27 protein-coding genes are annotated in these 22,865 nt (G+C 37.9%); 14 read left to right on the forward strand and 13 right to left on the reverse strand.

Features of this window, described 5'->3' with window-relative positions; all coding sequences use genetic code 11:
- Positions 1 to 127: 127 nt before the first annotated feature.
- The 12 genes from ACFSR8_RS08820 to ACFSR8_RS08875 all read right to left on the reverse strand — a co-directional run bounded on the left by ACFSR8_RS08820 (position 128) and on the right by ACFSR8_RS08875 (position 11,290).
- A complete protein-coding gene (locus ACFSR8_RS08820) occupies positions 128 to 838 on the reverse strand; it encodes a cytochrome c3 family protein (RefSeq protein WP_380291133.1) in 711 nt (236 codons plus the stop codon).
- Between the two features lie 14 nt (positions 839 to 852).
- On the reverse strand, positions 853 to 1,881 hold the full coding sequence (locus ACFSR8_RS08825; protein WP_380291135.1) for a 2Fe-2S iron-sulfur cluster-binding protein: 1,029 nt from the start codon (positions 1,879 to 1,881) through the stop codon (positions 853 to 855).
- A gap of 7 nt (positions 1,882 to 1,888) precedes the next feature.
- Positions 1,889 to 2,371 carry a hypothetical protein gene (locus ACFSR8_RS08830; RefSeq protein WP_380291137.1) on the reverse strand — a complete coding sequence of 161 codons (483 nt, stop codon included), beginning with the start codon at positions 2,369 to 2,371 and terminating at the stop codon, positions 1,889 to 1,891.
- A gap of 90 nt (positions 2,372 to 2,461) precedes the next feature.
- Positions 2,462 to 3,274 (reverse strand): c-type heme family protein, encoded by an 813-nt coding sequence (locus tag ACFSR8_RS08835; RefSeq protein ID WP_380291139.1) that lies wholly within the window; start codon positions 3,272 to 3,274, stop codon positions 2,462 to 2,464.
- A gap of 17 nt (positions 3,275 to 3,291) precedes the next feature.
- On the reverse strand, positions 3,292 to 3,705 hold the full coding sequence (locus ACFSR8_RS08840; protein ID WP_380291141.1) for a globin family protein: 414 nt from the start codon (positions 3,703 to 3,705) through the stop codon (positions 3,292 to 3,294).
- Between the two features lie 187 nt (positions 3,706 to 3,892).
- The gene (locus ACFSR8_RS08845; RefSeq protein ID WP_380291143.1) at positions 3,893 to 4,642 is read right to left on the reverse strand and encodes a Crp/Fnr family transcriptional regulator; all 750 of its coding nucleotides are present in this window, start codon (positions 4,640 to 4,642) and stop codon (positions 3,893 to 3,895) included.
- A 146-nt stretch (positions 4,643 to 4,788) separates the two neighbouring features.
- On the reverse strand, positions 4,789 to 6,006 hold the full coding sequence (gene dsrP / locus ACFSR8_RS08850; RefSeq protein ID WP_380291145.1) for a sulfate reduction electron transfer complex DsrMKJOP subunit DsrP: 1,218 nt from the start codon (positions 6,004 to 6,006) through the stop codon (positions 4,789 to 4,791).
- Between the two features lie 259 nt (positions 6,007 to 6,265).
- Positions 6,266 to 7,384, reverse strand: coding sequence for a 4Fe-4S dicluster domain-containing protein (locus ACFSR8_RS08855; RefSeq protein WP_380291147.1), 1,119 nt, complete (start codon positions 7,382 to 7,384; stop codon positions 6,266 to 6,268).
- Between the two features lie 10 nt (positions 7,385 to 7,394).
- Positions 7,395 to 8,027, reverse strand: a complete 633-nt coding sequence (locus ACFSR8_RS08860) for a multiheme c-type cytochrome (protein ID WP_380291148.1) — start codon at positions 8,025 to 8,027, stop codon at positions 7,395 to 7,397.
- The gene (locus ACFSR8_RS08865; protein ID WP_380291150.1) at positions 8,020 to 8,715 is read right to left on the reverse strand and encodes a nitrate reductase cytochrome c-type subunit; all 696 of its coding nucleotides are present in this window, start codon (positions 8,713 to 8,715) and stop codon (positions 8,020 to 8,022) included. The genes ACFSR8_RS08860 and ACFSR8_RS08865 overlap by 8 nt, the downstream gene beginning before the upstream one ends.
- 3 nt (positions 8,716 to 8,718) lie before the next feature.
- The gene (locus ACFSR8_RS08870; RefSeq protein WP_380291152.1) at positions 8,719 to 11,046 is read right to left on the reverse strand and encodes a molybdopterin-dependent oxidoreductase; all 2,328 of its coding nucleotides are present in this window, start codon (positions 11,044 to 11,046) and stop codon (positions 8,719 to 8,721) included.
- A 7-nt stretch (positions 11,047 to 11,053) separates the two neighbouring features.
- The gene (locus tag ACFSR8_RS08875) at positions 11,054 to 11,290 is read right to left on the reverse strand and encodes a hypothetical protein (protein ID WP_380291154.1); all 237 of its coding nucleotides are present in this window, start codon (positions 11,288 to 11,290) and stop codon (positions 11,054 to 11,056) included.
- Between the two features lie 124 nt (positions 11,291 to 11,414).
- Between ACFSR8_RS08875 and ACFSR8_RS08880 the strand changes: the two genes are divergently transcribed.
- From ACFSR8_RS08880 to ACFSR8_RS08945, 14 genes are all read left to right on the forward strand, one after another.
- Entirely contained in the window at positions 11,415 to 12,593 is a 1,179-nt protein-coding gene (locus tag ACFSR8_RS08880; RefSeq protein ID WP_380291156.1) for a molybdopterin molybdotransferase MoeA, read from the forward strand.
- A gap of 7 nt (positions 12,594 to 12,600) precedes the next feature.
- Positions 12,601 to 12,945, forward strand: a complete 345-nt coding sequence (locus ACFSR8_RS08885) for a winged helix-turn-helix domain-containing protein (protein WP_380291158.1) — start codon at positions 12,601 to 12,603, stop codon at positions 12,943 to 12,945.
- Positions 12,946 to 13,029: 84 nt separating this feature from the next.
- Positions 13,030 to 13,380, forward strand: a complete 351-nt coding sequence (locus ACFSR8_RS08890; RefSeq protein ID WP_380291160.1) for a four helix bundle protein — start codon at positions 13,030 to 13,032, stop codon at positions 13,378 to 13,380.
- A 41-nt stretch (positions 13,381 to 13,421) separates the two neighbouring features.
- On the forward strand, positions 13,422 to 14,162 hold the full coding sequence (locus tag ACFSR8_RS08895) for a sulfite exporter TauE/SafE family protein (RefSeq protein WP_380291162.1): 741 nt from the start codon (positions 13,422 to 13,424) through the stop codon (positions 14,160 to 14,162).
- Positions 14,163 to 14,747: a molybdenum cofactor guanylyltransferase gene (gene mobA, locus ACFSR8_RS08900; protein ID WP_380291164.1), complete on the forward strand. Its 585-nt coding sequence runs from the start codon at positions 14,163 to 14,165 to the stop codon at positions 14,745 to 14,747. It begins immediately after the preceding gene.
- Positions 14,731 to 14,964, forward strand: coding sequence for a MoaD/ThiS family protein (locus ACFSR8_RS08905; RefSeq protein WP_380291166.1), 234 nt, complete (start codon positions 14,731 to 14,733; stop codon positions 14,962 to 14,964). The genes mobA and ACFSR8_RS08905 overlap by 17 nt, the downstream gene beginning before the upstream one ends.
- A 114-nt stretch (positions 14,965 to 15,078) precedes the next feature.
- Positions 15,079 to 16,173, forward strand: a complete 1,095-nt coding sequence (gene moeB / locus ACFSR8_RS08910; RefSeq protein WP_380291168.1) for a molybdopterin-synthase adenylyltransferase MoeB — start codon at positions 15,079 to 15,081, stop codon at positions 16,171 to 16,173.
- Positions 16,163 to 16,606, forward strand: a complete 444-nt coding sequence (locus ACFSR8_RS08915; RefSeq protein ID WP_380291170.1) for a molybdenum cofactor biosynthesis protein MoaE — start codon at positions 16,163 to 16,165, stop codon at positions 16,604 to 16,606. Before moeB ends, ACFSR8_RS08915 begins: the two co-directional genes overlap by 11 nt.
- A 3-nt stretch (positions 16,607 to 16,609) precedes the next feature.
- The gene (moaCB, locus tag ACFSR8_RS08920; protein ID WP_380291172.1) at positions 16,610 to 17,521 is read left to right on the forward strand and encodes a bifunctional molybdenum cofactor biosynthesis protein MoaC/MoaB; all 912 of its coding nucleotides are present in this window, start codon (positions 16,610 to 16,612) and stop codon (positions 17,519 to 17,521) included.
- Between the two features lie 52 nt (positions 17,522 to 17,573).
- Positions 17,574 to 18,581 carry a GTP 3',8-cyclase MoaA gene (gene moaA, locus ACFSR8_RS08925; RefSeq protein ID WP_380291174.1) on the forward strand — a complete coding sequence of 336 codons (1,008 nt, stop codon included), beginning with the start codon at positions 17,574 to 17,576 and terminating at the stop codon, positions 18,579 to 18,581.
- A gap of 33 nt (positions 18,582 to 18,614) precedes the next feature.
- Positions 18,615 to 19,484, forward strand: a complete 870-nt coding sequence (locus ACFSR8_RS08930) for a helix-turn-helix domain-containing protein (protein ID WP_380291176.1) — start codon at positions 18,615 to 18,617, stop codon at positions 19,482 to 19,484.
- Positions 19,485 to 19,591: 107 nt separating this feature from the next.
- On the forward strand, positions 19,592 to 20,332 hold the full coding sequence (locus ACFSR8_RS08935) for a methyltransferase family protein (RefSeq protein WP_380291178.1): 741 nt from the start codon (positions 19,592 to 19,594) through the stop codon (positions 20,330 to 20,332).
- A 132-nt stretch (positions 20,333 to 20,464) separates the two neighbouring features.
- Positions 20,465 to 21,013, forward strand: coding sequence for a hypothetical protein (locus tag ACFSR8_RS08940; RefSeq protein WP_380291180.1), 549 nt, complete (start codon positions 20,465 to 20,467; stop codon positions 21,011 to 21,013).
- A gap of 86 nt (positions 21,014 to 21,099) precedes the next feature.
- Positions 21,100 to 21,558, forward strand: coding sequence for an RNA methyltransferase (locus ACFSR8_RS08945; RefSeq protein ID WP_380291182.1), 459 nt, complete (start codon positions 21,100 to 21,102; stop codon positions 21,556 to 21,558).
- A 69-nt stretch (positions 21,559 to 21,627) separates the two neighbouring features.
- Here ACFSR8_RS08945 and ACFSR8_RS08950 read toward each other — a convergent pair whose 3' ends face one another.
- Entirely contained in the window at positions 21,628 to 22,824 is a 1,197-nt protein-coding gene (locus ACFSR8_RS08950; RefSeq protein ID WP_380291184.1) for a response regulator, read from the reverse strand.
- Between the last annotated feature and the right edge of the window lie 41 nt (positions 22,825 to 22,865).

Genomic DNA, 22,865 nt, shown 5'->3' on the forward strand with positions numbered 1-22,865 from the left:
GTTTGAGATTGCCACGTCGCCCACTCCTCGCAATGACGTTATTTTAAAAAGATATAGTGGAAAGCCCGACCCCTTGTGGGGAACCTGCCTGCGATACCGCAGGTAGGCAGGCGCCCAAATAACTAAACTACTTTTTCTCAAAAGTTTTGAGCCACTCTTCTTGTGAAAGCGCGATATACTTTTTATCGGTGCCATAGGGGTCTTCACCACCATCAAAATACTTTTGGATGACCTGCATAGGGATGGTATCGGCAAGTTTTTCCGGTACATCGTACCTATGGTTACCATGGAAGTCGTGACATTGTATACAAGTAAACCACTCCTCCTTGGCAATTAAGGCTTCGTGAGAGATGTCCAACGGGTCATTTTCTACTACCAACTCTTGGTGGCAGTTCATACAATAATTAATGCTAGCTACAGAAACGCGCTCCTCCTCATGCTCGGTGTGGCAGGTGATACAGGTTGTGGCATCAATATTTTGAATGGCTTCCTTAAATCTTGGTTCGGAAAACCGATAGGTTGGGTGCCTATCATTGGGGCGGTCGTGACATTCCAGACAGTTTTTTACGGTAACGTCTTGTGTACCGAAATCCACCCCTTTTTCCCTAACCCCAACCGCATGCGAAATATTGGATTGCACTTGTTGAATTAAATTCCCCTTGGCATCTGCATGGCATGCAAAACAGGACAATCCTTCATGCCCAGTATTCATCGGGCCAATGGAAACATATTCCTCAGTGGCATCCAAGGTTAATGCATAAAATATAGATATGCCCAATACAAGGCCTATTACTCCCCCTATCACTTGACGCTTTCTTAAAGGACTTACTTTAAACATGAATTTCGTTTTAATTAAATCTCAATAACCACTTTTTCACTCACGGGGTAGGTAACACACGTTAGAATATTCCCGGCTTCTACTTCGCTTTCCGGAAGGATATGTCCGTCCATCATTTTCACTTCACCCTCAACGCATTTGCCTTTGCAGGTGGAGCACATTCCAGCCCTACAGGAATAGGGAATCACAATATTACTAGACATGGCTTGGCTTAAAATGGTTTTGTCCCCGCGAACCTTTACTTCATAACTTTCGCCTTGATACTTAATCGTAACACCACTTAAAAGGTCTTTACCAGAGACTTTGACCACTGGCATTTTGAATACTTCTACCTTTATTTTATCCCTTGTGATTCCATTTTCATCTAAAATCTCTTTTACCTTTTCCATGTAACCGAAAGGCCCGCAAATCATATAAACATGATCGTCGTAGGACAACTTATGCTTTATCATGATGCGATCAACAACAAGTTTTGAAGCCAGTCCTGGGTGATAATTTGCCTTATAGGTTTTATTTCCTGAAACGATATGCTCTACTTTAAAGTTATCAGGATACTCCCTTTCTAAGGCTTTTATGTCTTCATGAAAAATGATAGATGCTTCATGCTGGTTGGCATAAACCAGAAGCACTTTTGAATTTGGCTCTTCGGTAAGCACTGATTTTACGATGGAAAACATGGGCGTAACACCGCTCCCCCCTGCAAAAAGTACATATTGTTTGGATTCTTTTTCATCAGGAACCACGTAAAAGGAACCTGCCGGATCGTCCACTTCAAGTTTGTCACCCGCCTTCAAATGGTCGTGCACATAATTAGATACCAATCCGCCTTCCACGCGCTTTATGGTAATCTTTAAATCTTTATCGGTGTAAGGGTTACTACTGAAGGAATATGCTCTTTTGTGAACTTTTCCGTCTATTGGCACATGAATGGTCAAAAACTGACCGGGTATATATTTTAACTTCTTAAAAAAATTGCCGTTTTTGAAGCATACGGTAATGGCATCTTCTGTTTCTTTAATGATTTCTTTTACCAATAACTTCATATAGTTTCTATTTATAATAAAACACCATGGTAATATGGAAAATCATCAATATGGTCACCACCATGGAAGCCGCCACATGGGTAATCATCCAGCCTTTAAAAAAAGTTTCATTACCACTCTTGATAACATCTAAATTGAGATACCCCAGCAACGTATTGGCTAAAAATATATAGGACAGCATCAAAAGGTACCCGTAGCCCATTGTAGCGCTATGCATATAGAATACAATAGGGCTTAGGGCACCGAGCCATTTATGAATATTTTGCATGACCACAGCTTTGAGCCTCCATTTTTTTATGGTTCGAGTAAGGGTTAATACCCATTGAAATGTGATGAATAGTGCCAAAACTAATCCCGTCCAGCGCTTGAACATTTCGCCGCGTTGCATTTCAAAAAGCCAGCCCCATTCCAGATTTAAAAAGAACTGCAGAAAAAAACCTGTGAGCAGAACCAAACCGATTAAGGTAGATTTATTGATGCTGATAACCATATCAATTATTCCTTTGGAAATACTGCAATTTGCCCATTACCGCAGAACGGGTGGCAATGAGCAAGATTGCAACACAACACTAAATTAAACTTAATTTGAAGCTACTAAATGCTTCATAGTTTCGTATGAAGACAGCTTCTTGACACTGTCCAAAAACACCTCTGCTGTTGGTAAATAATTACCTTCTGCAGGCCATTTATCCCCTATTTCGGGTTTTTCGCTGGTCTCAAAAGCTTCTATTTCATCCAGATATTCCATATAGATATCCACTGTTCCTTTGGCATAAGAATTCAACACCGCCACTGTTTCTTTATAGGACAGAGAGTCCTTAGGGTATTGCCAAGTGGTTGCACCCATGACATCACCCAATTCCCAATCGGATTTAGTCGTTTGTGGGTGTTTATTATGACAGGTGACGCAGGCTCCTGCACTCGCCAAATCGGCAAACATGGCAGTATGTAATTTTTGGTCTTCATCATAAAAGAACTGTGGTTTTTGATCTTCTTTTATTTGCTTGAACAGTTCGGCTTGTTTGCCTTCGAATTTATTCGCCGCATTTACAGGAAAGTCGGATCCCAAATACAAACCAAGCGGCACCGCCCCCTTTTTAATGCTAGTAGCAATGCCTCTTAAAAATAAAGCAGGCAATGGCCCGGCCTCCACATCATCCTTGCGCCAATCTTCGTCAAATTTCATCCCTTGTGCTTTTCCTTTGCCAACAATGGCTTTGGTGTAAAGCGTTCTGGTTACGTCATTTTCCTTCGCTACCATTTCCAAAACTTCTTCAACGGAAAAAACATTTGCCGTAGCGGCGCTTTCGGATTTTTCCTCTGGTACGCCTCCGCATGAATTTAGAAATGCGAAACAAAATACAGTCAGGTAAATTTTAAATAGTATTTTCATAGTAGTAGTTTTATGGATTAATACGCAGCTTCAATCATCACGTCAGACATCGATGTATACACTTCTGCCCACGCATTTTTTACATCAATGGTAAACTCTTCACCTAAACCGGCTTCCAAAGTACCAAGTAAAGCAGCACCAACAGTATTGTAATGGGAGGCCTCCACTTTATATTCCACATGACGTTTGCCCAGATCTTGAAGTATTGGAATAAGAGCTTCCAGATTGCTCAATCCTGCAACAGCAGCTGCAAGCATAGACATCAATTTATTACCTTGGACTTTCATTGCTTCACCACTACTTGGAAACAAGGGTTTCAATTGTGGATCCAGCTCAAACAATTTTGCATAAAATATCTCAGCTGCTTGAGGGGCTATTGGCTTTACTTTCTCGAATGATTCTTGCACAAGTGTAACAGTTTTTGCTTCCATGATTCTTACATTTTTGATTTGTTTACTTAAAAAATAAGTATTAATACTTACTATTGACAAATGTAGAATCTAAAATGCTAACGGATTATGAAATTGCGCAGTAGAAAACCGTCTTTTGCAACATCTTAAAAACTGACAAAACGCAGGAAACGCTATAATACTAAGTAAACAAAAGGGTTTTAAACTGTTAGCTATCCAAGAAGTAGTTGTGGTCGCTGATCTCCTTCTTCAGTAGATCAATATCGTTAATTCCTATTTTCTTCCCCTTGGCGGTGATTAATTCTTCCTTTTTAAGAGCAGAAAACACACGAATCACCTGCTCTTCGGTAGTACCCGCGTAGTCGGCATATTCCTTTCGGCTTAATGGCAAGTTTATAAAACCTCGAAGGTTGCCAAATTTTCTGTGGATATATAACAAGGAGTCGATGACGCGCTCGCGTACGGTCATTTGCGAAATGGATTTTACCTTGTTTTCACTACGGTTGAGTTCGTTGGCATAGAAGAGCATCATGTCATAGGTAAACTGTGGATTGGCCAAGAGGACTTCCTGTAGATGCTCTTTTGAAAAGTAGTGCAACTCCGCATCTTTCAAGGCAATGGCACCGATCGAATAATATTCCTGGGTACCGAAACCGCGATGTCCGACAATCTCACAAGGCTTGGCAAAACGAACTATTTGCTCTCGTCCGTTGATACCGGTTCGGATGACTTTTACAACCCCGGATTTTATAAAAAAGAGTCCGTTAACCGGAGCACCCTCCATAATAAACTGTTGCCCCTTTTTACATTTTAAGATGGTATTGCTCTGTGGCAAATTAGAGTTGAAAAGAACTTCATAATGCTTGTTCATAACACAGTCTGAACTATCGCACACATCACATGTGCTGTCTAGGACAGTACTGTTTTCAAATCTATGTTTTGGAGCGGAAAGTGACATTCAACATATATAACCAACCCAAAAGTACGTAATAATACTTAGTTTTAGAAACGAAGTTAGATTTTTGGGATGTTTGCAAAAAAGAGTAACTGAATTTAATCAATTAGCAATTTTGATATTGGATAAATACGGAAAACGCAAGAATTTTATTTCTTATATCGCAGTTTGCCCAATTCAATATTAATAGCAGTCTTCGCAAGAATGGTGAATACAAATGCACCCAATGCCCAAATCCCTAATGTTACACCAATCTCTATTCCAGTTGGCGTATATTCAGCTATTTTGCCGTAGGGACCGGGGATAAACCCGGGCACAATCAAGCCAAAACCTTTTTCAATCCAAATGGCTATAAAAAGTATAAAACATGAAAAGAAAAGTATCTTAAAATTATTTCTGAATTTATGGAAGGTCAGCAACACCGTAGCCAAAACATTCAAAGGAATTGCAGTCCATATCCATGGTAATAATGCATCTTTACCATTCAGACCAAAGAACAAATAATATGCGCTTTCACTATGATGTGTGGGTGCATAAAACTCCTTAAAAAGCTCGGAAATCAGCATAATTAAATTGATCTGTGCAGCTACGGTAACCACCATAGCAATCTTTTTGATGGTTTTATCTTCGATTTTAAAAGCAGTAAAGGCACGTATAACCGCTAGAACCAAAATAATCAATGCAGGTCCCGCGGCAAAAGCCGATGCTAGAAACCTAGGCCCTAACAAAGCGTTATTCCAAAATGGTCTGGCTTGCAAACCTTGATATAGAAATGCCGTTACCAAATGTATGGCCACCGCCCAAAAAACGGACAAAATGGCCCCTGGAACGTAAACACTTGATTTCGATTTTTTGCCCTGATAATGCCTGAAAAGAATATAAAATGGTATGGTCAGATTTAAGAACAAATAGCCATTTAGCACCAAAACATCCCAAGTGAGCATTGAATTTGGAAAATTGAACACGCCAATTCCAGGAATCATATGCCATAATACCGACGGACCTCCCATATCAGCAATGACGAAAGCCAAGCACATTATCAATGCGGCTACGGCCAACCCTTCTCCTATCAGTACGGCTTGTTTAAAATCTATATCCTTTAATACATAGGTTGGCATCACTAGCATCACGGCGGCGGCGGCCACACCCACCAAAAATGTGAAGTTGGAAATGTAAAGCCCCCAGCTTACGCGATCCGTCATCCCCGTGGCACTAAGGCCTTGGTCCAACTGAACCGAATAACAATACATCCCAACCAGCATCATAAAGGTTAAAAATGCCATCCAGATATGGTATTTTTTTGAACCATGTGTAGTGGTATTCAAACTATCCTTTACTAAACTTTTAAAAACTTTTAATCGTCTCATCTGTATGTCAATTAAAACACTTCAATTTTATTCTATTTGGGCGTTACCCCATTCGGTCGCTGAGGCTCTCGAAGCGGGGTCGGGCTTTCCGTTACAAGTCCTCGCTCGTACCTCGCTGTGGGCTTTCCTCTTCAATCCCTAAGCGGGTCTGTCCGCTATCTACCTTTTCTATACCGGCACCAATCCTATCAACTCACTACTGCTTAATCGTTAGTTTCGATTCAACAGTTAAACACTTCAACAAATACACATTTTCATTCTAGTCCATAAAATACCAAAACTTAGGTTCCGTACCCAAATCCTCTTTCAATCTAAACACCTTCTTATTTTCCAACACCCATCTAATGGTACTATTAGGATCTAACAAATTCCCAAAAATACGCGCACCTGTAGGGCAAGCTTCAACACAGGCAGGATTTTGTCCTTTTCTAGAACGTTGCACACAAAAGGTACATTTTTCCATCACGCCTTTCTTGCGCATTCTATTCCCTAAATAATGCTGATTCTTATTAATTTCATTTTCAGGAACTTCAGGCTTGCTCCAGTTAAAACGTCGGCCATCATAAGGGCAAGCAGCCATACAATAACGGCACCCAACGCACCAATCATAATCAACCACTACTAAACCATCATCCTCTCTCCAAGTAGCCTGTACAGGGCACACCTCTACACATGGCGGATTATCACAATGAAAACACTGAGTTCCCATATAAAAATGACCTTCTGCAGGCACTTCGTGGTAATAATTATCATCGGCGTCATTAAAATTAAAGCCCTTGCCATCCTTCATTTCATGAATACGGATGTATTGCATCTGCGAATTTCGATCCTGGTTATTTTCTTCAATACAAGCATTCACACAATCCATATACCCTTGGCACTTTGAAATGTTAAAGGCATAGCCAAACAACACATCATCCTGAGCATTCTCATGGGTCATACTGATATTTTTACCCGTTCGCAGTTCATAAGAGCGCATCAATCTATTTACCGTAGCCTCCTTTTCTTCATCTGTCATCAGTTTATAGTTGCCCTTAAACTGCTCTTCCCAATCTATTTGTGCTTTTTCTTTGGTCTCATCACCGCTTATTACACTGCACGACGTACTTACAGCGCCAGCACCAATCAATAAACTTGCTGTTAATTTTTTAAACGCGGTACGTCTATCCATTTGAACATCAAACACCTGCGCAAACCCATCTTTCTTTACCTCATCACCTATAGATGCATTTACCGCTGCTTCTAAAAAAGCATCATCAGTCATCTTTGGTTCATGACTACCACATCCGCCTTCGGTTTTACCGCAACTACAGGATGTATCAGGTTTTTTTCCGTTCAACCCTAAATCTAAAGAATACCATTTTTTATTCTCACTCATACCTTAATGTTTAATGACCAGACTCTGCTGTAGGCGCTTCAACCTGTTCTGTATTGTAGCGTGATGGCCACCTCGATTTAAAACTTGGATCGTGCGGATTATGACAATTCACACATGTATACGATGCTCTAGGTGGTGCCCAACCTGCTACTTTTTTACCATGCGCACCACCTTTCCAATCTTCAAATTGCGAAGAATGACACTGTGCACATAGCTTATAACTTTTATTAAAATCTACCTTATTTCCTGTTAATGTATTTAAGGCATTCATATCCTCGCCATTGTGACAGGTTGCACAATTCATTGTGCTTTCATCTGCATGCGCCAAGGTAATTTCCCAATGTGCTTTCTTGATATCCTTACTTTGTAATTTGTCCAATCCAACATTATGGCATTCAATACAAGCGAATGATTTTATTTGACCCTTCCGTTCAGGAATTAAGAAGGTATGTTCGCCTTCGGTAATTTCAACAGTTTTAATACCATCAATCAATGCTTCAGAAGATAAAGTCCCATGATAACTTTTACTTTCGGCTTTAATTTTATCATTCAAATTATGATATTCACCTTCGCTATGCTTACAAGAAAAAAGCACAACCAAAAACACACATGCTAAACTATATTTGTAGAGCTTTCTATTCATTGCTATCTATTTTAGTTCTTGAAAAAGGTGTTATTTCTGAAACAACTTTATCCGTTGGCACATGGCATTGTCTACAATTAACACGCTCTGGGTGTGTTACTCTTATCTCTTTGGGAGCCGCAGGTCCTGCATGACACGATAAACAATTCTCCCGCATTTGAATTTGGTGTGGTATCATGGGCGGTGTGCCAATTAAAGCATTATTTACACCCACTTTTGGAGCATTTACCTGCGCCATATTAGTCGCTTTAAATAGCGTATTACTATTTTGTGCTACATGACATTGCCTACAATTAATCATTTCTGGATGTGGCGTCACAGACGCATATGCCTTATATTTATTGACAAATCCACCGTTTTGATGGCATTTTAAACATGTATTATCGCCTAAATTCATTTCTTCAACAGGGTGCGGAATACTTGGTGGTGCACCATGGTAGGCTCTGTTTTTATAATAATCTTTCAGTAATCGTTGATGGTTTTCATCAACAGGCATGTTAGCATATTCTGTAGCATATTCAGAACGCTCAAAAACTCCAGCTTCTGACGGCAAATAATAATCAGAACTACGCTCTTCTACTGGAATATAGGCTTCTTCCAAACCTTGCTGATAACTAAAATTCCAAATGGCAATAAAAGCTATAAAGAGCAGTACAAAAAGTGAAATAATTCCGAGTCGCTTTTTCATATATTATGCTTTTTCAACTTTAACCGCACACTTCTTAAAATCTGGTTCTTTGGAAATAGGACAAAAAGCATCCAATGTCACATCATTAATCATCATGTTTTCATCAAAAAACGGCACAAACACCTGTCCGCGTGTCGGTAATCCACGCTTATTAATGGACGCTGGCAATACACAACTACCACGTCTAGAACTCACTTTTATACGTTCTCCATCTCGTATACCCAGTGCTTTGGCATCCTCTGGATGAAATTCTACATAAGCCTCTGGCATGGCTTTATGCAACACAGGTATTCTTCTAGTCATAGAGCCTGTATGCCAATGCTCAATAACACGGCCAGTATTTAACCAAAACGGGTATTCATTATCTGGTGATTCTGCTGCAGGCTCATAAGGGCGCTGCCAAATCACAGCTTTCCCATCTGGTTTTCCATAGAAATCAAAATCTGAACCTTCTTTACAAGCGGGGTCGTATTTCGAATTAAAACGCCATTGGGTAGATTTACCGTTTACATAAGGCCAGATTACACCAGATTCTTTCTTTAAAACCTCTAACGGTGCCATACCGTGTTTTGCGCCTTCGTGAAATTGACGGTACTCGTTATAAATTTCTTCAACGTGATTTTCCTTGCTGTAAGGAAACAAATCGCCGTAGCCCATACGTTTAGCCACCTCAATAGTCATCCATGCATCTGGAGTGGTTTCTCCAGGGCCTTCTACCATTTTATTCCAGTGCTGTGTCCGTCGTTCTGAGTTTCCGTATAAACCACTTTTTTCAATATGCCATGATGCAGGTAATATCACATCGGCTACATCTGATGTCGGAGTTGGAAACACATCTGAAACCACCACAAAACAAGACTCTTTTTCCATTGCTGGACGGTAACGACTTGTTTTTGGTAAAGACACCAATGGATTTGTAACTTGAGTCCATATAAATTTAATATCACCACGATCAACAGCCCTAAACATTTCTGTAGTATGGTATGTTGGTTTCGATGGAATGCGCTCGTAAGGCACTTTCCAAATTTTAGCAGCCAAACGTCGGTGCTTTTCATTCATCACTACACCTTTTGGTAATTTGTGTGTAAATGTTCCCACTTCTCTTGCTGTTCCACATGCCGAAGGTTGCCCTGTCAATGAAAATGGGCCGTTACCTGGTTGTGAAATTTTACCCGTCAATAAATGAATATTGTAAACCAAATTATTCATCCAGGTACCGCGTGTATGCTGATTCATACCCATACACCAATACGATACCACTTTTTTATTAGGGTCGCCATAAATAGAAGCCAAATACTTAATATCCTTAGCTGATACTTTAGAATATTTGGCAACTTTCTCAGGAGTGTAATCGTTTAAAAATGCTTTATAAGTCTCAAAATCTATTTTTGTTGGTTTATCCTTAAAATTATACTTGTCTTCAGTACCATAACCCATTTTGGTTAAGCCTTTACTGAAATTACAGTGCTTTTCAACAAAAGATGTATTAACCCAACCGTTATTTATAATTTCATAACAAATAGCATTAGCAACCGCTAAATCGGTTTGGGGTTCAAAAAGAATAGATTTATCTGATGCAGTACTTGAGCGAGTTGTACGGGTAGCAAAATCAATAATTTTAGCACCACGCCTTGTCTTTTGCTCTAACATTCTGGAGAATAATACGGGGTGCATTTCTGCCATATTATTGCCCCATGTTATAAAATAGTCAGCATGATCTATATCTTCATAACACCCCATAGGCTCATCTGCACCAAACGTGGTTAAAAACCCTGCTACGGCGCTTGCCATACACAAACGGGCATTACAATCTAAATTATTAGTGCCAATAGCCCCTTTCATTAATTTTGATGCCACATAGCCTTCGGGAATTGTAGACTGTCCGGAGGTGTACATTGCCACCGCATCTTTACCATGAGCTTCAATGGTAGATTTCATTTTACTGGCTACAAGATCTAAAGCTTCATTTAATGGTGTTTTTACATAACGACCATTCTTTTTAACCAATGCATGTGTCAATCTATCTTTGGATTGAATACACATAGTTTGATGATAGCCTTTTACACAAAGTAAGCCTTTATTAACTGAACATTTAGGATCCCCTTTTACGGCTACCGCTTTTCCATTTTGTGTACCTACAAGAATACCACAACCTACACCACAAAAACGGCAAGGGCCTTTTTTCCAATCTAAATTGGCACCATCTGGAATACCCGCCTCTTGCTCTTCGGCAAATAAAATACCTGGAAACATAGCTGCTGCAGCCGTCATCGCAGAGAGTTGCGCCATCTTTTTAATAAAATTTCTTCTAGTGGATAATGAATTGTACATACCTATGTTAATTTTGTGGAGTGTTAAAACCAGAAACCAATGCTAAAAGTTTTAGGCTTTCTATTTGTTCTATCTTTTCTTTGAGAGCTGCATCAGAAGCGTCGTCTGATGTTTCGGTTACCACAACCACAACGTCTTGATTTGTAGCGGGTACTATTTCACATTCATTAAAAAGAGATAAGGCATCAATCAGTGTTTGCTTCTCCCCTGTTTTTGGATGTGCCAAATAACTTTTTATCGGCATTTAGTTGTTGGTTTTTTATTTCGGACATAAAAGTCCTGTATTTTGGCAGGAAATAATATGACAAGTATCATATTATGATGAAATTTCAATTCGTTATATTTGTTGGGATATAACGAAAACCTAAATGATTACAATTTCTGAGGCCATTACAATTGTAAAAAATAATGGTCACCCCTTACAACAGGCTACCTTAAAAAAAGTTGAAAAAGCTGGAGGATATCAATTGTTTGAAGATATTTTGTCCCCTATCAATATGCCTCCATTCAGGCAGTCGGCTATGGATGGGTATGCGGTACATTTACATGATGACCTTGATTACGAGCTAGTTGGGGAGGTAAAAGCGGGTGACGGCCATACGATAGAACTGAATAAAGGTGAAGCCGTTAGGATTTTTACAGGAGCCGCAGTACCTGATACAGCCAATGCTGTGATGATGCAGGAAAAAGTGGAGACAAACGGACAAAACATCACTATCGCCAATCAAATTCCGTTGGAGCATAATATTCGTCCTTTGGGCGAACAGGTCAATTCCGGGGGTATTGCTTTAAAAAAAGGCACCAAATTGACCCCTGCGGCCATCGGGTATTTACTGTCTTTGGGTATCACCGAAGTTCCAGTTTTTAAAAAACCGAACATCGCTATCGTTACGACAGGAAATGAATTGATTGCTCCTGGACAGCCACTTTCTCCAGGAAAGATTTACGAAAGTAATTCTAAAATGTTGTTGGCTGCACTATACAATTTGAAGTTTTATGATGTGACCTTGTATAACGTTGAAGATGATTATGGTAAAACGGTTAAAACCCTAAAAAAGGCTATTGATGATAATGATTTGGTGATGATAACAGGTGGTATTTCGGTCGGCGATTACGATTTTGTTGGCACCGCATTAAAAGAATTAAAAGTAGACGAGCTTTTTTATAAAGTTAAGCAAAAACCCGGCAAACCTCTCTTTTTCGGGAAAAAGGATGACACCCAAGTTTTTGCTTTGCCCGGTAACCCCGCAGCGGCACTGTCTTGTTTTTATGTGTATGTGTATATCGCCTTGCAACATTTGATGAGTCGCGAGGATTTGGAATTGCCGAGGATTAAAGCTAAAGCTATAAACAGTTTTGAAAAGAAGGGAGATAGACCTCAATTTTTAAAAGGCATTTATAACAACGGTAATGTTGAAATTTTAGATGGGCAAAATTCTTCGATGTTGCAGACTTTTGCGCTGTCAAATGCTTTGATATTTGTGCCTGCTGAAGTTCCAAAAATAAATAACAATGATACAGTTGAAGTCATTCAATTACCAATTTAAATAAGAGATGAGCTATAAAATTAAAAGCCGAATTTGGATTGAATCAGACCAAAACGTTTTGTTGGGCGAAGGGCGAGTACACCTGTTAAAAGCCATACAGGAAACGGGATCACTTTCAAAAGCGGCCAAATCGTTAAACATATCTTATAAAAAAGCATGGCAATTGCTGGACTCTGTAAACAAGGCGGCCAAAAAACCAGTCACCATAAATAGTGTAGGCGGTAAAGGCGGTGGTGGTGCTGAATTGACCAATTATGGAAAATCATTAATAACAGCTTTTGATGAAATCAACAAAAATTGCTGGGCGTTTTTAGATAAGGAATTAGCTAATTATGAGTGCCTAAAGTTGTGAGTAAATGAAGTGCCTAAAGTTTCGAGTACTTGGAGTACTTAAAGTTAAAAGAAAGAGTAGTTTATAAAAAAATTGGAAATAAATATGACCAATAAAGAATTTGCACAGAATTTGGAAAAGCGTACGGTAAAATTTGCCATAGCAATAATAAAATTATCCGCAAGTCTACAAAACACTTCAGAAGCTTTAGTGTTACGAAATCAACTAACAAAATCAGGCACAAGCATTGGAGCAAATTATCGAGAAGCTAATCGTTCCAGAAGTCCAAAAGATTTCAAAAACAAAATAAAAATAAGCCTTGGCGAAGCAAGTGAAACAGATTATTGGTTAGAAATTATTGAAGAATTAAACTGGAAAAAGGATGGCATCAAGGAATTAAGGAAGGAAGCAAAGGAATTTATCGCGATTTTCACTTCAATCGCAAACAAGCTCTAACTTTAAATACTTTAGGCACTCTAAGTACTTATAACTTTAAAATGTTACAAAACGAAAATATATACCTCTTTCTATTCATACTGCCCATAGTGTCGTTCCTGTATTCCAGCGTGGGGCATGGTGGTGCGAGTGGGTATTTGGCATTGATGGCCTTGTTTTCATTTGCCCATGAAACGATGAAGCCTACCGCCCTGTTGCTCAACATTTTCGTGGCGGGTATTTCGTTTTATTATTACTACAAGGAAGGTTTTTTCAATAAAAAATTGTTTTTATCATTTGCCTTAGCCTCAATTCCGATGGCTTATCTCGGCGGCACCTTAGAGGTGGATGCTTCTATCTATAAAAAGATATTAGCAATCCTTTTGGTATTCGCTATACTAAAAATGCTGAATGTTTTTGGGAAAGAAAACGGAAACGTTAAAGTAATTAAACTATGGCAAGGACTGTTAGTCGGCGGTATTATTGGTTTCTTTTCAGGTTTAATTGGTATTGGCGGTGGCATAATTTTAACGCCCGTCATATTGCTGTTGCATTGGGGCAAAATGAAAGAGGCGGCAGCGGTTTCGGCGTTGTTTATATGGGTAAATTCCGTTGCTGGCTTAGCGGGTCAATTTGCAAGTGGCGTAACGCTTGAAATGGCATCGTTTTTATTGGTTGTTATTGCAGTAATTGGGGGTGTTCTTGGCGGTTATTATGGTAGTAAAAAAATTAACAATCTGCATTTGCGCTATATGCTGGCCTTTGTTTTGGTGATAGCTTGTGCAAAATTATTTTTCACTTAAATGACAGACAAAATCAACATAACAGGCATTATTTTGGCCGGAGGAAAGAGCTCCAGGATGGGTTCGGATAAAGGTCTATTAAAATTGAACGAAAAGCCATTTGTGCAATATAGCATCGATGCCTTAAAGCCATTGGTTTCTGAAATTTTAATTGTTTCCGACAATACGGATTATGATGTATTTGGGTTGAAACGCATAGAGGACGAAATTAAAGATGCTGGCCCGGTTTCCGGAATTTATTCGGGCTTAGAAGCCTCAAAAACTGATTATAATTTAGTACTGAGTTGCGACATTCCAATGATATCAGCCGAAGTTTTAAAGTTACTAGTCAATGCCATTGAAAGCACTACAGAAATTATCCAAGCGGAAAGTGATGGTAAATCTATGCCACTAATTGCTATTTACCGAAGTGCAGTAAAAAACAAATTTTACGACCTATTGCAAAACGATGAACGCCGACTTCGATTAGCGGTAAAAAGCTGTAATTACAAAAATGTAGTTATAGATAAAAATGATGCGAAAACAACAATGAATATAAATACAAAAGAGGATTTTAAATTAATTGAAGATGCAAATCACGATTAAATATTTCGGTCAAATAGCCGAAGTCACCCAAAAGGAAGCAGAGCAATTGGAAGTTTCCAAAGGCAAAATTTCTGAGCTTTTAAATATTTTGAATTCCAAATACGACGGTCTGAAACATAAAGATTTTCAAATTGCACAAAATCAAGAATTAGTAACAAAGGAAACAGTTTTGACCGGGCAAGAAATCGCATTATTACCTCCTTTTTCGGGAGGATAGTTATTTCGACCTAAAGGGAGAAATCGTATTCTAGAGAGATGTCTCCTATCGTCGACATGTCAAAACAAAATTAATTATAAAAGGTTAGGAAGAGATTTCTGTCTTTGCAGTAATATGAGATACAACAGACATATTATCCTTTCGGAAATTGGTCAAAAAGGCCAAGATAAAATTTCCAACGCCAAAGTTTTAGTCATTGGGGCCGGGGGTTTGGGTTGCCCGGTATTGCAATATCTTGCTGCTGCGGGAGTTGGTAAAATTGGCATCATTGATTTTGATGTGGTTGAGCTTTCCAATCTGCAGCGCCAGGTTTTGTTTGGCACTTCGTCTTTAGGAAAAAATAAAGCTTTGGCTGCCAAAGAACGCATGGAAGACCTTAATAATGGCATCAACATACATGCATATCCTGAAGCCCTCACCTATCAAAATGCCATTGAATTATTTCAACAATATGATATCATTGTGGACGGCTCGGATAATTTCGAAACCCGTTATTTGGTAAACGATGCCTGTATCCTAGCTGGTAAACCATTGGTGTTCGGTGCCATTTATAAATTTGAAGGACAGGTATCGGTGTTCAATTTTAACGATGGGCCGAGTTACCGCTGTCTGTTTCCCAATCCACCAAAAAAGGATGCCGTGCCCAATTGCTCGGAAATTGGAGTTTTAGGGGTACTTCCAGGAATTATTGGAAGCATGCAAGCCAATGAGGTTTTGAAACTTATTTTAGGTTTAGGTGATGTGCTTTCAGGTGAATTGCTTTGCTACAATGCATTAAAATCTGAAATATCCACATTAAAAATCAATAAAAATGAAGCTGTTATTCAAACCGTTTCAAAGGAAAAAGACAGTTTTCGGGATAATAAAATTTTAATTGAATGTGCTTCCGATGTTCAAATCATTTCAATTTCCGAAATTACTTTTAATGAATCCATTCAATTCATTGATGTGAGGGAACCCCATGAACAGCCAAAAGTTGAGGGCCTTTCCATAGACAGCATCCCACTGAATCAACTCAAAAACAATTTAGACAAAATAGATAGAACCAAAAAGAAAGTCATCTTCTGTCAATCCGGAAAGAGAAGCAAAAGCGCAGCCCAAATATTGTCGGAATTAGATTTTAAAAACTGTTTCAGCTTGATAGTAGGGGCAAATACTCTGAATAATTACTTAAAAGAACAGCAAACCACAATTTCAAATGAAGGATAAAAAACCAAAAAACGTATTCAAGGAAGGACCTATTTCATCAGATTTTATAGGAAATTCTATTTACAAACATCAGACTAAAACTAGTATTGGCGCTCATAATATTTTCCTTGGCCAAGTACGAGCCGATGAGATTGATGGCAAAACGGTTACTGCAATAGAATACACGGCCTATGAGGACATGGCTAACCAAAAGTTTCATGAGATTCGTGAAAGGGCCTTTGAAAAATTTGATTTAACCTGTATGCATATTTATCACAGTTTAGGAACTGTAAAAGCAGGTGAAATTTGTCTTTTTGTGTTCGTTTCTTCACCGAGAAGAAAGGTGGTTTTTGAAGCATTGGAATATATAGTTGAAGCCTTAAAATCAGATGTTCCTGTTTTTGGGAAAGAGATGTTTGAGGATGAAAGTCATCAATGGAAAGTAAATAGCTAAGAAATGGTTGATATTACATTTAAAAATACAACATTAAGAACCGCAGTAGCGCAAGCCATCGTTTCAGTAAGCAAACCTGAAACGATTGAAGCAATTAAAAACGATACAGTGCCAAAAGGCAACGTGTTTGCTATGAGCAAAGCGGCAGGGTTATTGGGCGTTAAACGCACACCAGATATTTTACCAGATTGTCACCCCTTGCCTATTGAGTTTACAGGTGTTGAATATGAAATTGAAGGGCTTGAAATCAAAGTTCTTTTCACCGTAAAAACCATTTACAAAACGGGGGTTGAAGTTGAGGCGATGCATGGCGCAAGCGTCGTGGCGTTGAATATGTACGACATGCTAAAGCCTATTGATAAAGGCATTGAAATTCACGCTATCAAACTTCTAAAAAAGAAAGGTGGGAAATCCGATTTTAAAGATACTTTTAGAAAGGATTTGACCGCTACTGTAGTGGTGTGTTCTGATACGATTTCTGCTGGCCACAAGGAAGATAAAGCTGGCAAAGCCATCATTGAGAAATTAAAGGCGTGCGACGTTTCTATTTCAGAATACGTCATAATTCCCGATGAAAAAGAGATTATTCAAGAAAAAGCCAGAAGTTATCATGAACAGGGTATTGATATGGTAATATATACTGGTGGCACAGGGCTTTCAGGTAGGGACGTTACACCTGAAGCTTTAATACCAATATTAGACCGAAGAATTCCCGGTATTGAAGAAGCTATTAGAAGCTACGGGCAAGGGCGTATGCCTTTTGCCATGCTATCCAGAAGTGTTGCAGGTACTATTGGAAATACTTTAGTTTTAGCATTGCCAGGTTCTACCAATGGTGCCAAAGAATCCATGGATGCGATATTTCCAGCCGTGCTACATAGTTTTAGAATTTTGAAAGGCGCTAGACATGATTAAAAACCTCTCGCAAAGACTCTAAGTCGCGAAGATTCAAAACGCGAGACAGATTATGAAGAAAGATGCAAACATATTAAGAGATGCGCACGGTAGAGACCATGCGTACTTGCGTATTTCGCTGACGGAGCGATGCAATTTGAGATGTACTTATTGTATGCCTGCCGATGGCGTTCAATTATCGCCCAAGAGCCATTTGATGACTTACGAGGAAATCCATGATATTGCCAAAACTTTTGTGAAACACGGAGTTACCAAAATCAGATTAACAGGTGGCGAACCTTTGGTCAGAAAGGATATTCCAGTTATTCTTGAAAAACTAGCAACACTTCCAGTAGAATTATCCATCACTTCGAATGCAGTGATTATCGACAAGTTCATTGATGTTCTCAAAGCAAACGGCGTCAACAAAATCAATGTGAGTTTGGACTCCTTAGATGCTTCAAAATTTAAACATATCACGAGGCGACACGGGTTTCAAAAGGTTTATGAGAACATTCATTTACTGGTCAAAGAAGGGTTTACGGTTAAAGTAAACGCTGTTTTAATGAAGGGATTTAATGAAGATGAAATTGTTGACTTTATTAACTTCACTAAGGGTTTATCTGTTTCCATAAGGTTTATAGAATTTATGCCTTTTGATGGCAATAAATGGGACATTAGCAAAATGGTGTCTTATGCAGAAGTGATGAATTATGTAAATGAAGCTTTCAAAGAAGATGATATCATACGCTTAGAAGATGAGCCTAACGACACCTCAAAAAACTACAAAATTAAAGGTTATCAAGGTAGTTTTGCTATCATAAGTTCTGTTACCAACCCGTTTTGCGATTCCTGTAACAGATTGCGTTTAACCGCCAATGGACAACTAAAAAACTGCTTATTTTCTTCTTCAGAATCTGATTTATTGACATCGCTTCGAAAGGGCAAATCCATAGAACCCATTATCCATAAAGCGGTTCAAGCTAAATTCAAAATACGTGGCGGCATGGATACTCTAGAAAAACTTGAGCAACCCGATTTACACGGTAAAAACCGTAGTATGATTACGATTGGGGGGTAAAAACTCTAAAGAATAATTGATTAAATTTGTTTCATGACCCTCGATGTTTACAAATATTTTAAAAACAGCCCACAGTACAACAGACTTGTTGGGAACGATTATATGTTTGTAGAATACAAGTGTCCTATTGATGTAGAAAAGTTTAAGTTATGGACTGACACTCCGCTTCTCACCTATGTTATCAGTGGAAAAAAGGATTGGACATCAATTAATAAGACTTACAGCCTAAAATCTGGCGAAGCGTTGTTTATCAGAAAGGGCATTTATAATACCAAACAATATTTTGAAGAAGACTACTGTACCATTCTCTTTTTTATTACTGAAGATTTTATCAGACGTTTTATAAAGAATAATGAGGCATTATTACAAAAACGAACCTCAGATTATGATGACCGTCTTATTTATCCTATTGATGTTACCAACTCGCTAAATTCTCTTTTTCTTTCCGTGTTTAATTATTTTAATATGGGAGGAGACATACCAAAAGAACTCGTTGAGATTAAATTTAACGAACTACTATTCAATATAGCCCTTAACCCATCAAACAAAGATTTATTAGGTTTTTTTAATTCGCTCAAACAAATTGAAAAGACTAATATAAACGAAGTGATGATGAAAAACTTTCATTACGACTTACAACTTGAAGAATTTGCGCGTTTGTCTGGAAGAAGCCTATCGACATTCAAAAGAGATTTTAAAACCCATTTTAATGAAACTCCCGGAAAATGGTTAAACAACAAGAGGTTAGAATATGCAAAAACCTTACTTGAAAATTCTGAATTGAACATAAGTGAGATCTGTTATGAAAGTGGTTTTAAAAACACATCGCACTTTAATAGTAATTTTAAGCAAAAATTCAATTATCCACCAAACCAGTTCCGCAAACAAGCTTTAAATCAATAAGTTACTTTTTTTGTCGTGAACTTTTTAGAAAACTTTTTGAACTTTTAGGAAAATCACAAAGCCCCGTTTGAGAATACTTTTGGCATATCATTTAAAATCTATATGTCATGAAAAAAGTATTAATGTTTTCTTATTCAATCATAGCTTACCTCATTGGTTTTGCTTCCCTACTACTATGGATTATTTCTGTTAGTGATTTAGTCCCAGAAATATCAATAGACCAATCTCCAACCTTACCATTTCATCTAGCATTACTTAAAAATTTCGGATTGGTTTTACTTTTTGGAGTACAACACAGCATTATGGCAAGGCAATCTTTTAAAAAGGCTTTTGCTAAGTTTTTTCCAAAACCTATAGAACGTAGCACATTCGTACTCATATCAGGATTACTATTAGTCTTTCTAGTGTGGCAATGGGAACCTATTGGTGGTTCCATTTGGAAAATCCATTCGGGAAGCATCCTTTATTATATGATTTATGTTTTATTCTTTGCAGGTTGGTCAATTTTATTTATCAGCACATTCTTAATTAATCATTTTGATTTATTCGGATTAAGGCAAACCTACCTTGAACTTCAAGACAAACCATACTCCCCTTTAAACTTCAAGGTGTTTTCATTTTACAAACATGTACGCCACCCGTTATATTTTGGAGGTATTCTAGGACTTTGGGCAACGCCTAATATGACAGCTACGCATCTGCTATTTGCCATTGGTTTAACAGCATATTTTATTATAGGGACACTTTTTGAGGAGCGTGATTTAAAAAAAGAATTTGGAAAAGCTTACGTCGATTATCAATCAAAAACACGCATGCTAATCCCCTTTCCTAAAAGAATAAAACCATGAAACCTCGATTAAAGCAAAAAAACTTCAAACCCTATTCAATTATTGGGTTTGGATGGTACGTAGACAAAAAAAATTCTGGGAGTGAAACCATGGAATCCAAAACACATTTAAATAATCATAAAATTTAATATCATGAAACATTCAATTTTAATACTGTTAAGCATTGTATTTATAAACGTACTTAACGCCCAAGAAAGCCTAATGGCGTATTTGAATTCCCCTGAAATCAAATCAACTGAAGAATTCAGAAACCTAAGCGTACCTGAAATTCCATATGAAAATGAATATCAAAACGTTATCGCTTCCATAAATCCAGGAAAAATCATAAGAGCTTTGCAAAAGGATATTGTTGCATACAAGCTAAAAGAAAAATCGGTTTTTGATGATTCTGAAGCAGCAACTTATAGTGTCTCATTCAAACGAAAGCAGTCCAAAGCATCTGTCACCTATGATAACAATGCGGAAATTTTAAGCAGCAAGGAAGTGTATTACAATGTAAATCTACCTTTAGAATTAAGAATAAAAATTTTAAGAAAATACCCAAATTATAATATCGAAAGTAGCAAAGCAAAATATGTATACGATAAGGATGACGGCTTAAATATCCTTTATAAGATTTGGATAAAAGACAAAAAACGTAAAGTCCCATTGGTTTTCAATGCAAATTTTGAAATTATTTGAAGAACTTTAATGCGAATTCTGTTGCATTTTTAGAAGTCATATAAGAATATATCTAATCCTACCGAAGATTACTTATTTTTGGAGCTATGAACGATAACTTCGAAAATGAGTTCTTCGGTATAGGTATTCAAAACGGAAAAACCCCTGAAAACCTTGGTGTTTTATGGCGTACTGCCCAAAACTTAGGCGCCTGTTTTATTTTCACAATTGGAAATCGTTATGCAAAACAAGCTTGTGACACGCATAATGCTGTTAAAGCAATGCCCTATTTTCATTATGAAACGTTTGAGGAATTTTATAAAAACCTTCCTAAAGGTGCTAGACTAGTAGGTGTTGAACTTACTGATGAAGCTGAAGATTTGGAAACCTTCCACCACCCAAGACGCTGTGTGTATTTATTGGGTGCCGAAGATCACGGCCTTCCTAAAAAGGCTATTGAAAAGAGTCATTTTTTAGTAAAGTTTAAATCCCAACTCAGTTTAAATGTTTCAGTTGCGGGGAGTATCGTAATGTACGACAGGGGGATTGAAAAACCACGCTCTTAGTATAAAATTAAAAAAGGCGGTACAACACTGTACCACCTTTTTAATCACAAAAAACTAAATCAGGATGAACTAGCTTCTATGAACCATAGATAGTTCTACCTGATTGCTATCAACCAAATTGTTTTTATTTCTGTTTCTGTACACCCATGCTATTTGTGCCAATTGCATCACTATTTTAACGGAGTCCTTCATTGATAATTTAGAACCATCAGCATGAATCCAACGCTTTAAAGGTTGCTCACAGATATATTTCTTTGCTTTTTCATTGCCAAAATGCGCAGACATTCTTTTAAATATTTCAACATCAAAGATCCATTGTGTTACGAATTCCTCCGCAAAAGCCAGCTGGATAACATCCTTTCTAAAGATTTTAGCTCCACATTGCGTGTCCTTAAAATTCATCCCCAATATTTTCTGGATAATGAAATTTATAGTCATACTGATTATTTTTCTAGCGGATTCTTTGGTAATGTTTGCCCCCATCCTCTGGATTCTTGACCCACTAACAATTTTAAAGTCTGAGTTTTCAATAGTGGTAACTAAATCATCAAAATCTTTTAGATCTGTAGATAAATCGGCATCTAAAAAACCTAAGTAATCTAAATCTTCTTTTTCAGCCATATGCAACATCCCAAGTCTTACCGCTTCGGCCTTTCCTCCATTTTTTTCGCAATTATATACTGAAATATAATTTTCACGCCCCTTACTCAAATTATTTAAAACTTCTAACGTGTTATCTTTACTACCATCGTTAACAAAACATAAATGATAACCAGAATTTCTATTAATGAATTCAAGAAATTCATCGCTCAACAATCTCTCTTCTTCATTATAACAGGGTATTACAACACCAACACATCGCTGGTGTATCATCACATCCACATTAGATGCCTTTGCAGTTGTTTTTGGCACCCCAATTAACCGTTTAACCCGAGCGCAAATTTCATTTAAACTCAAAGGTTTTTTCATGTAATCATTAATACCTAACTCGAATCCTGTTGTTATTATCTTATCTTGAGTATTTCCAGAAAGTATCATAATTGGTATTTGAGAATCCATGGTCGTTCTGATGTATCGTACGATATCCAGACCCGGAATTTCAGGCATGTTTATATCCACTATTACTAGGTCCGGCTGAAAGGCATCCAGAATGTCAATGGCTTCTAATGAGCTTGTAGTAACTTCTACCTCGTAACCTAATTCCAGTAGTCTCTTTTGTAATGGCAACAATACTAGTTGTTGATCATCGATAGCTAAAATTTTCATAATTAATTGTTTTTGTGATTATTTACAGGACAAAAGTATTG

Source organism: Hyunsoonleella rubra, assembly GCF_042684665.1.
Classification (GTDB): Bacteria; Bacteroidota; Bacteroidia; order Flavobacteriales; family Flavobacteriaceae; genus Jejuia; species Jejuia rubra.

Coding starts and splice junctions, on each gene's coding strand:
- ACFSR8_RS08930 (WP_380291176.1), top strand. CDS start 18,615: ATGACCCTCGATGTTTACAAATATTTTAAAAACAGCCCACAGTACAAC.
- ACFSR8_RS08840 (WP_380291141.1), bottom strand. CDS start 3,705: ATGGAAGCAAAAACTGTTACACTTGTGCAAGAATCATTCGAGAAAGTA.
- ACFSR8_RS08825 (WP_380291135.1), bottom strand. CDS start 1,881: ATGAAGTTATTGGTAAAAGAAATCATTAAAGAAACAGAAGATGCCATT.
- ACFSR8_RS08835 (WP_380291139.1), bottom strand. CDS start 3,274: ATGAAAATACTATTTAAAATTTACCTGACTGTATTTTGTTTCGCATTT.
- dsrP (WP_380291145.1), bottom strand. CDS start 6,006: ATGAGACGATTAAAAGTTTTTAAAAGTTTAGTAAAGGATAGTTTGAAT.
- ACFSR8_RS08945 (WP_380291182.1), top strand. CDS start 21,100: ATGAACGATAACTTCGAAAATGAGTTCTTCGGTATAGGTATTCAAAAC.
- ACFSR8_RS08950 (WP_380291184.1), bottom strand. CDS start 22,824: ATGAAAATTTTAGCTATCGATGATCAACAACTAGTATTGTTGCCATTA.
- ACFSR8_RS08885 (WP_380291158.1), top strand. CDS start 12,601: ATGAGCTATAAAATTAAAAGCCGAATTTGGATTGAATCAGACCAAAAC.
- ACFSR8_RS08895 (WP_380291162.1), top strand. CDS start 13,422: ATGTTACAAAACGAAAATATATACCTCTTTCTATTCATACTGCCCATA.
- ACFSR8_RS08905 (WP_380291166.1), top strand. CDS start 14,731: ATGCAAATCACGATTAAATATTTCGGTCAAATAGCCGAAGTCACCCAA.
- ACFSR8_RS08875 (WP_380291154.1), bottom strand. CDS start 11,290: ATGCCGATAAAAAGTTATTTGGCACATCCAAAAACAGGGGAGAAGCAA.
- ACFSR8_RS08820 (WP_380291133.1), bottom strand. CDS start 838: ATGTTTAAAGTAAGTCCTTTAAGAAAGCGTCAAGTGATAGGGGGAGTA.
- ACFSR8_RS08880 (WP_380291156.1), top strand. CDS start 11,415: ATGATTACAATTTCTGAGGCCATTACAATTGTAAAAAATAATGGTCAC.
- ACFSR8_RS08890 (WP_380291160.1), top strand. CDS start 13,030: ATGACCAATAAAGAATTTGCACAGAATTTGGAAAAGCGTACGGTAAAA.
- ACFSR8_RS08935 (WP_380291178.1), top strand. CDS start 19,592: ATGAAAAAAGTATTAATGTTTTCTTATTCAATCATAGCTTACCTCATT.
- moeB (WP_380291168.1), top strand. CDS start 15,079: ATGAGATACAACAGACATATTATCCTTTCGGAAATTGGTCAAAAAGGC.
- ACFSR8_RS08915 (WP_380291170.1), top strand. CDS start 16,163: ATGAAGGATAAAAAACCAAAAAACGTATTCAAGGAAGGACCTATTTCA.
- moaCB (WP_380291172.1), top strand. CDS start 16,610: ATGGTTGATATTACATTTAAAAATACAACATTAAGAACCGCAGTAGCG.
- ACFSR8_RS08870 (WP_380291152.1), bottom strand. CDS start 11,046: ATGTACAATTCATTATCCACTAGAAGAAATTTTATTAAAAAGATGGCG.
- ACFSR8_RS08845 (WP_380291143.1), bottom strand. CDS start 4,642: ATGTCACTTTCCGCTCCAAAACATAGATTTGAAAACAGTACTGTCCTA.
- ACFSR8_RS08865 (WP_380291150.1), bottom strand. CDS start 8,715: ATGAAAAAGCGACTCGGAATTATTTCACTTTTTGTACTGCTCTTTATA.
- ACFSR8_RS08830 (WP_380291137.1), bottom strand. CDS start 2,371: ATGGTTATCAGCATCAATAAATCTACCTTAATCGGTTTGGTTCTGCTC.
- mobA (WP_380291164.1), top strand. CDS start 14,163: ATGACAGACAAAATCAACATAACAGGCATTATTTTGGCCGGAGGAAAG.
- ACFSR8_RS08940 (WP_380291180.1), top strand. CDS start 20,465: ATGAAACATTCAATTTTAATACTGTTAAGCATTGTATTTATAAACGTA.
- moaA (WP_380291174.1), top strand. CDS start 17,574: ATGAAGAAAGATGCAAACATATTAAGAGATGCGCACGGTAGAGACCAT.
- ACFSR8_RS08860 (WP_380291148.1), bottom strand. CDS start 8,027: ATGAATAGAAAGCTCTACAAATATAGTTTAGCATGTGTGTTTTTGGTT.
- ACFSR8_RS08855 (WP_380291147.1), bottom strand. CDS start 7,384: ATGAGTGAGAATAAAAAATGGTATTCTTTAGATTTAGGGTTGAACGGA.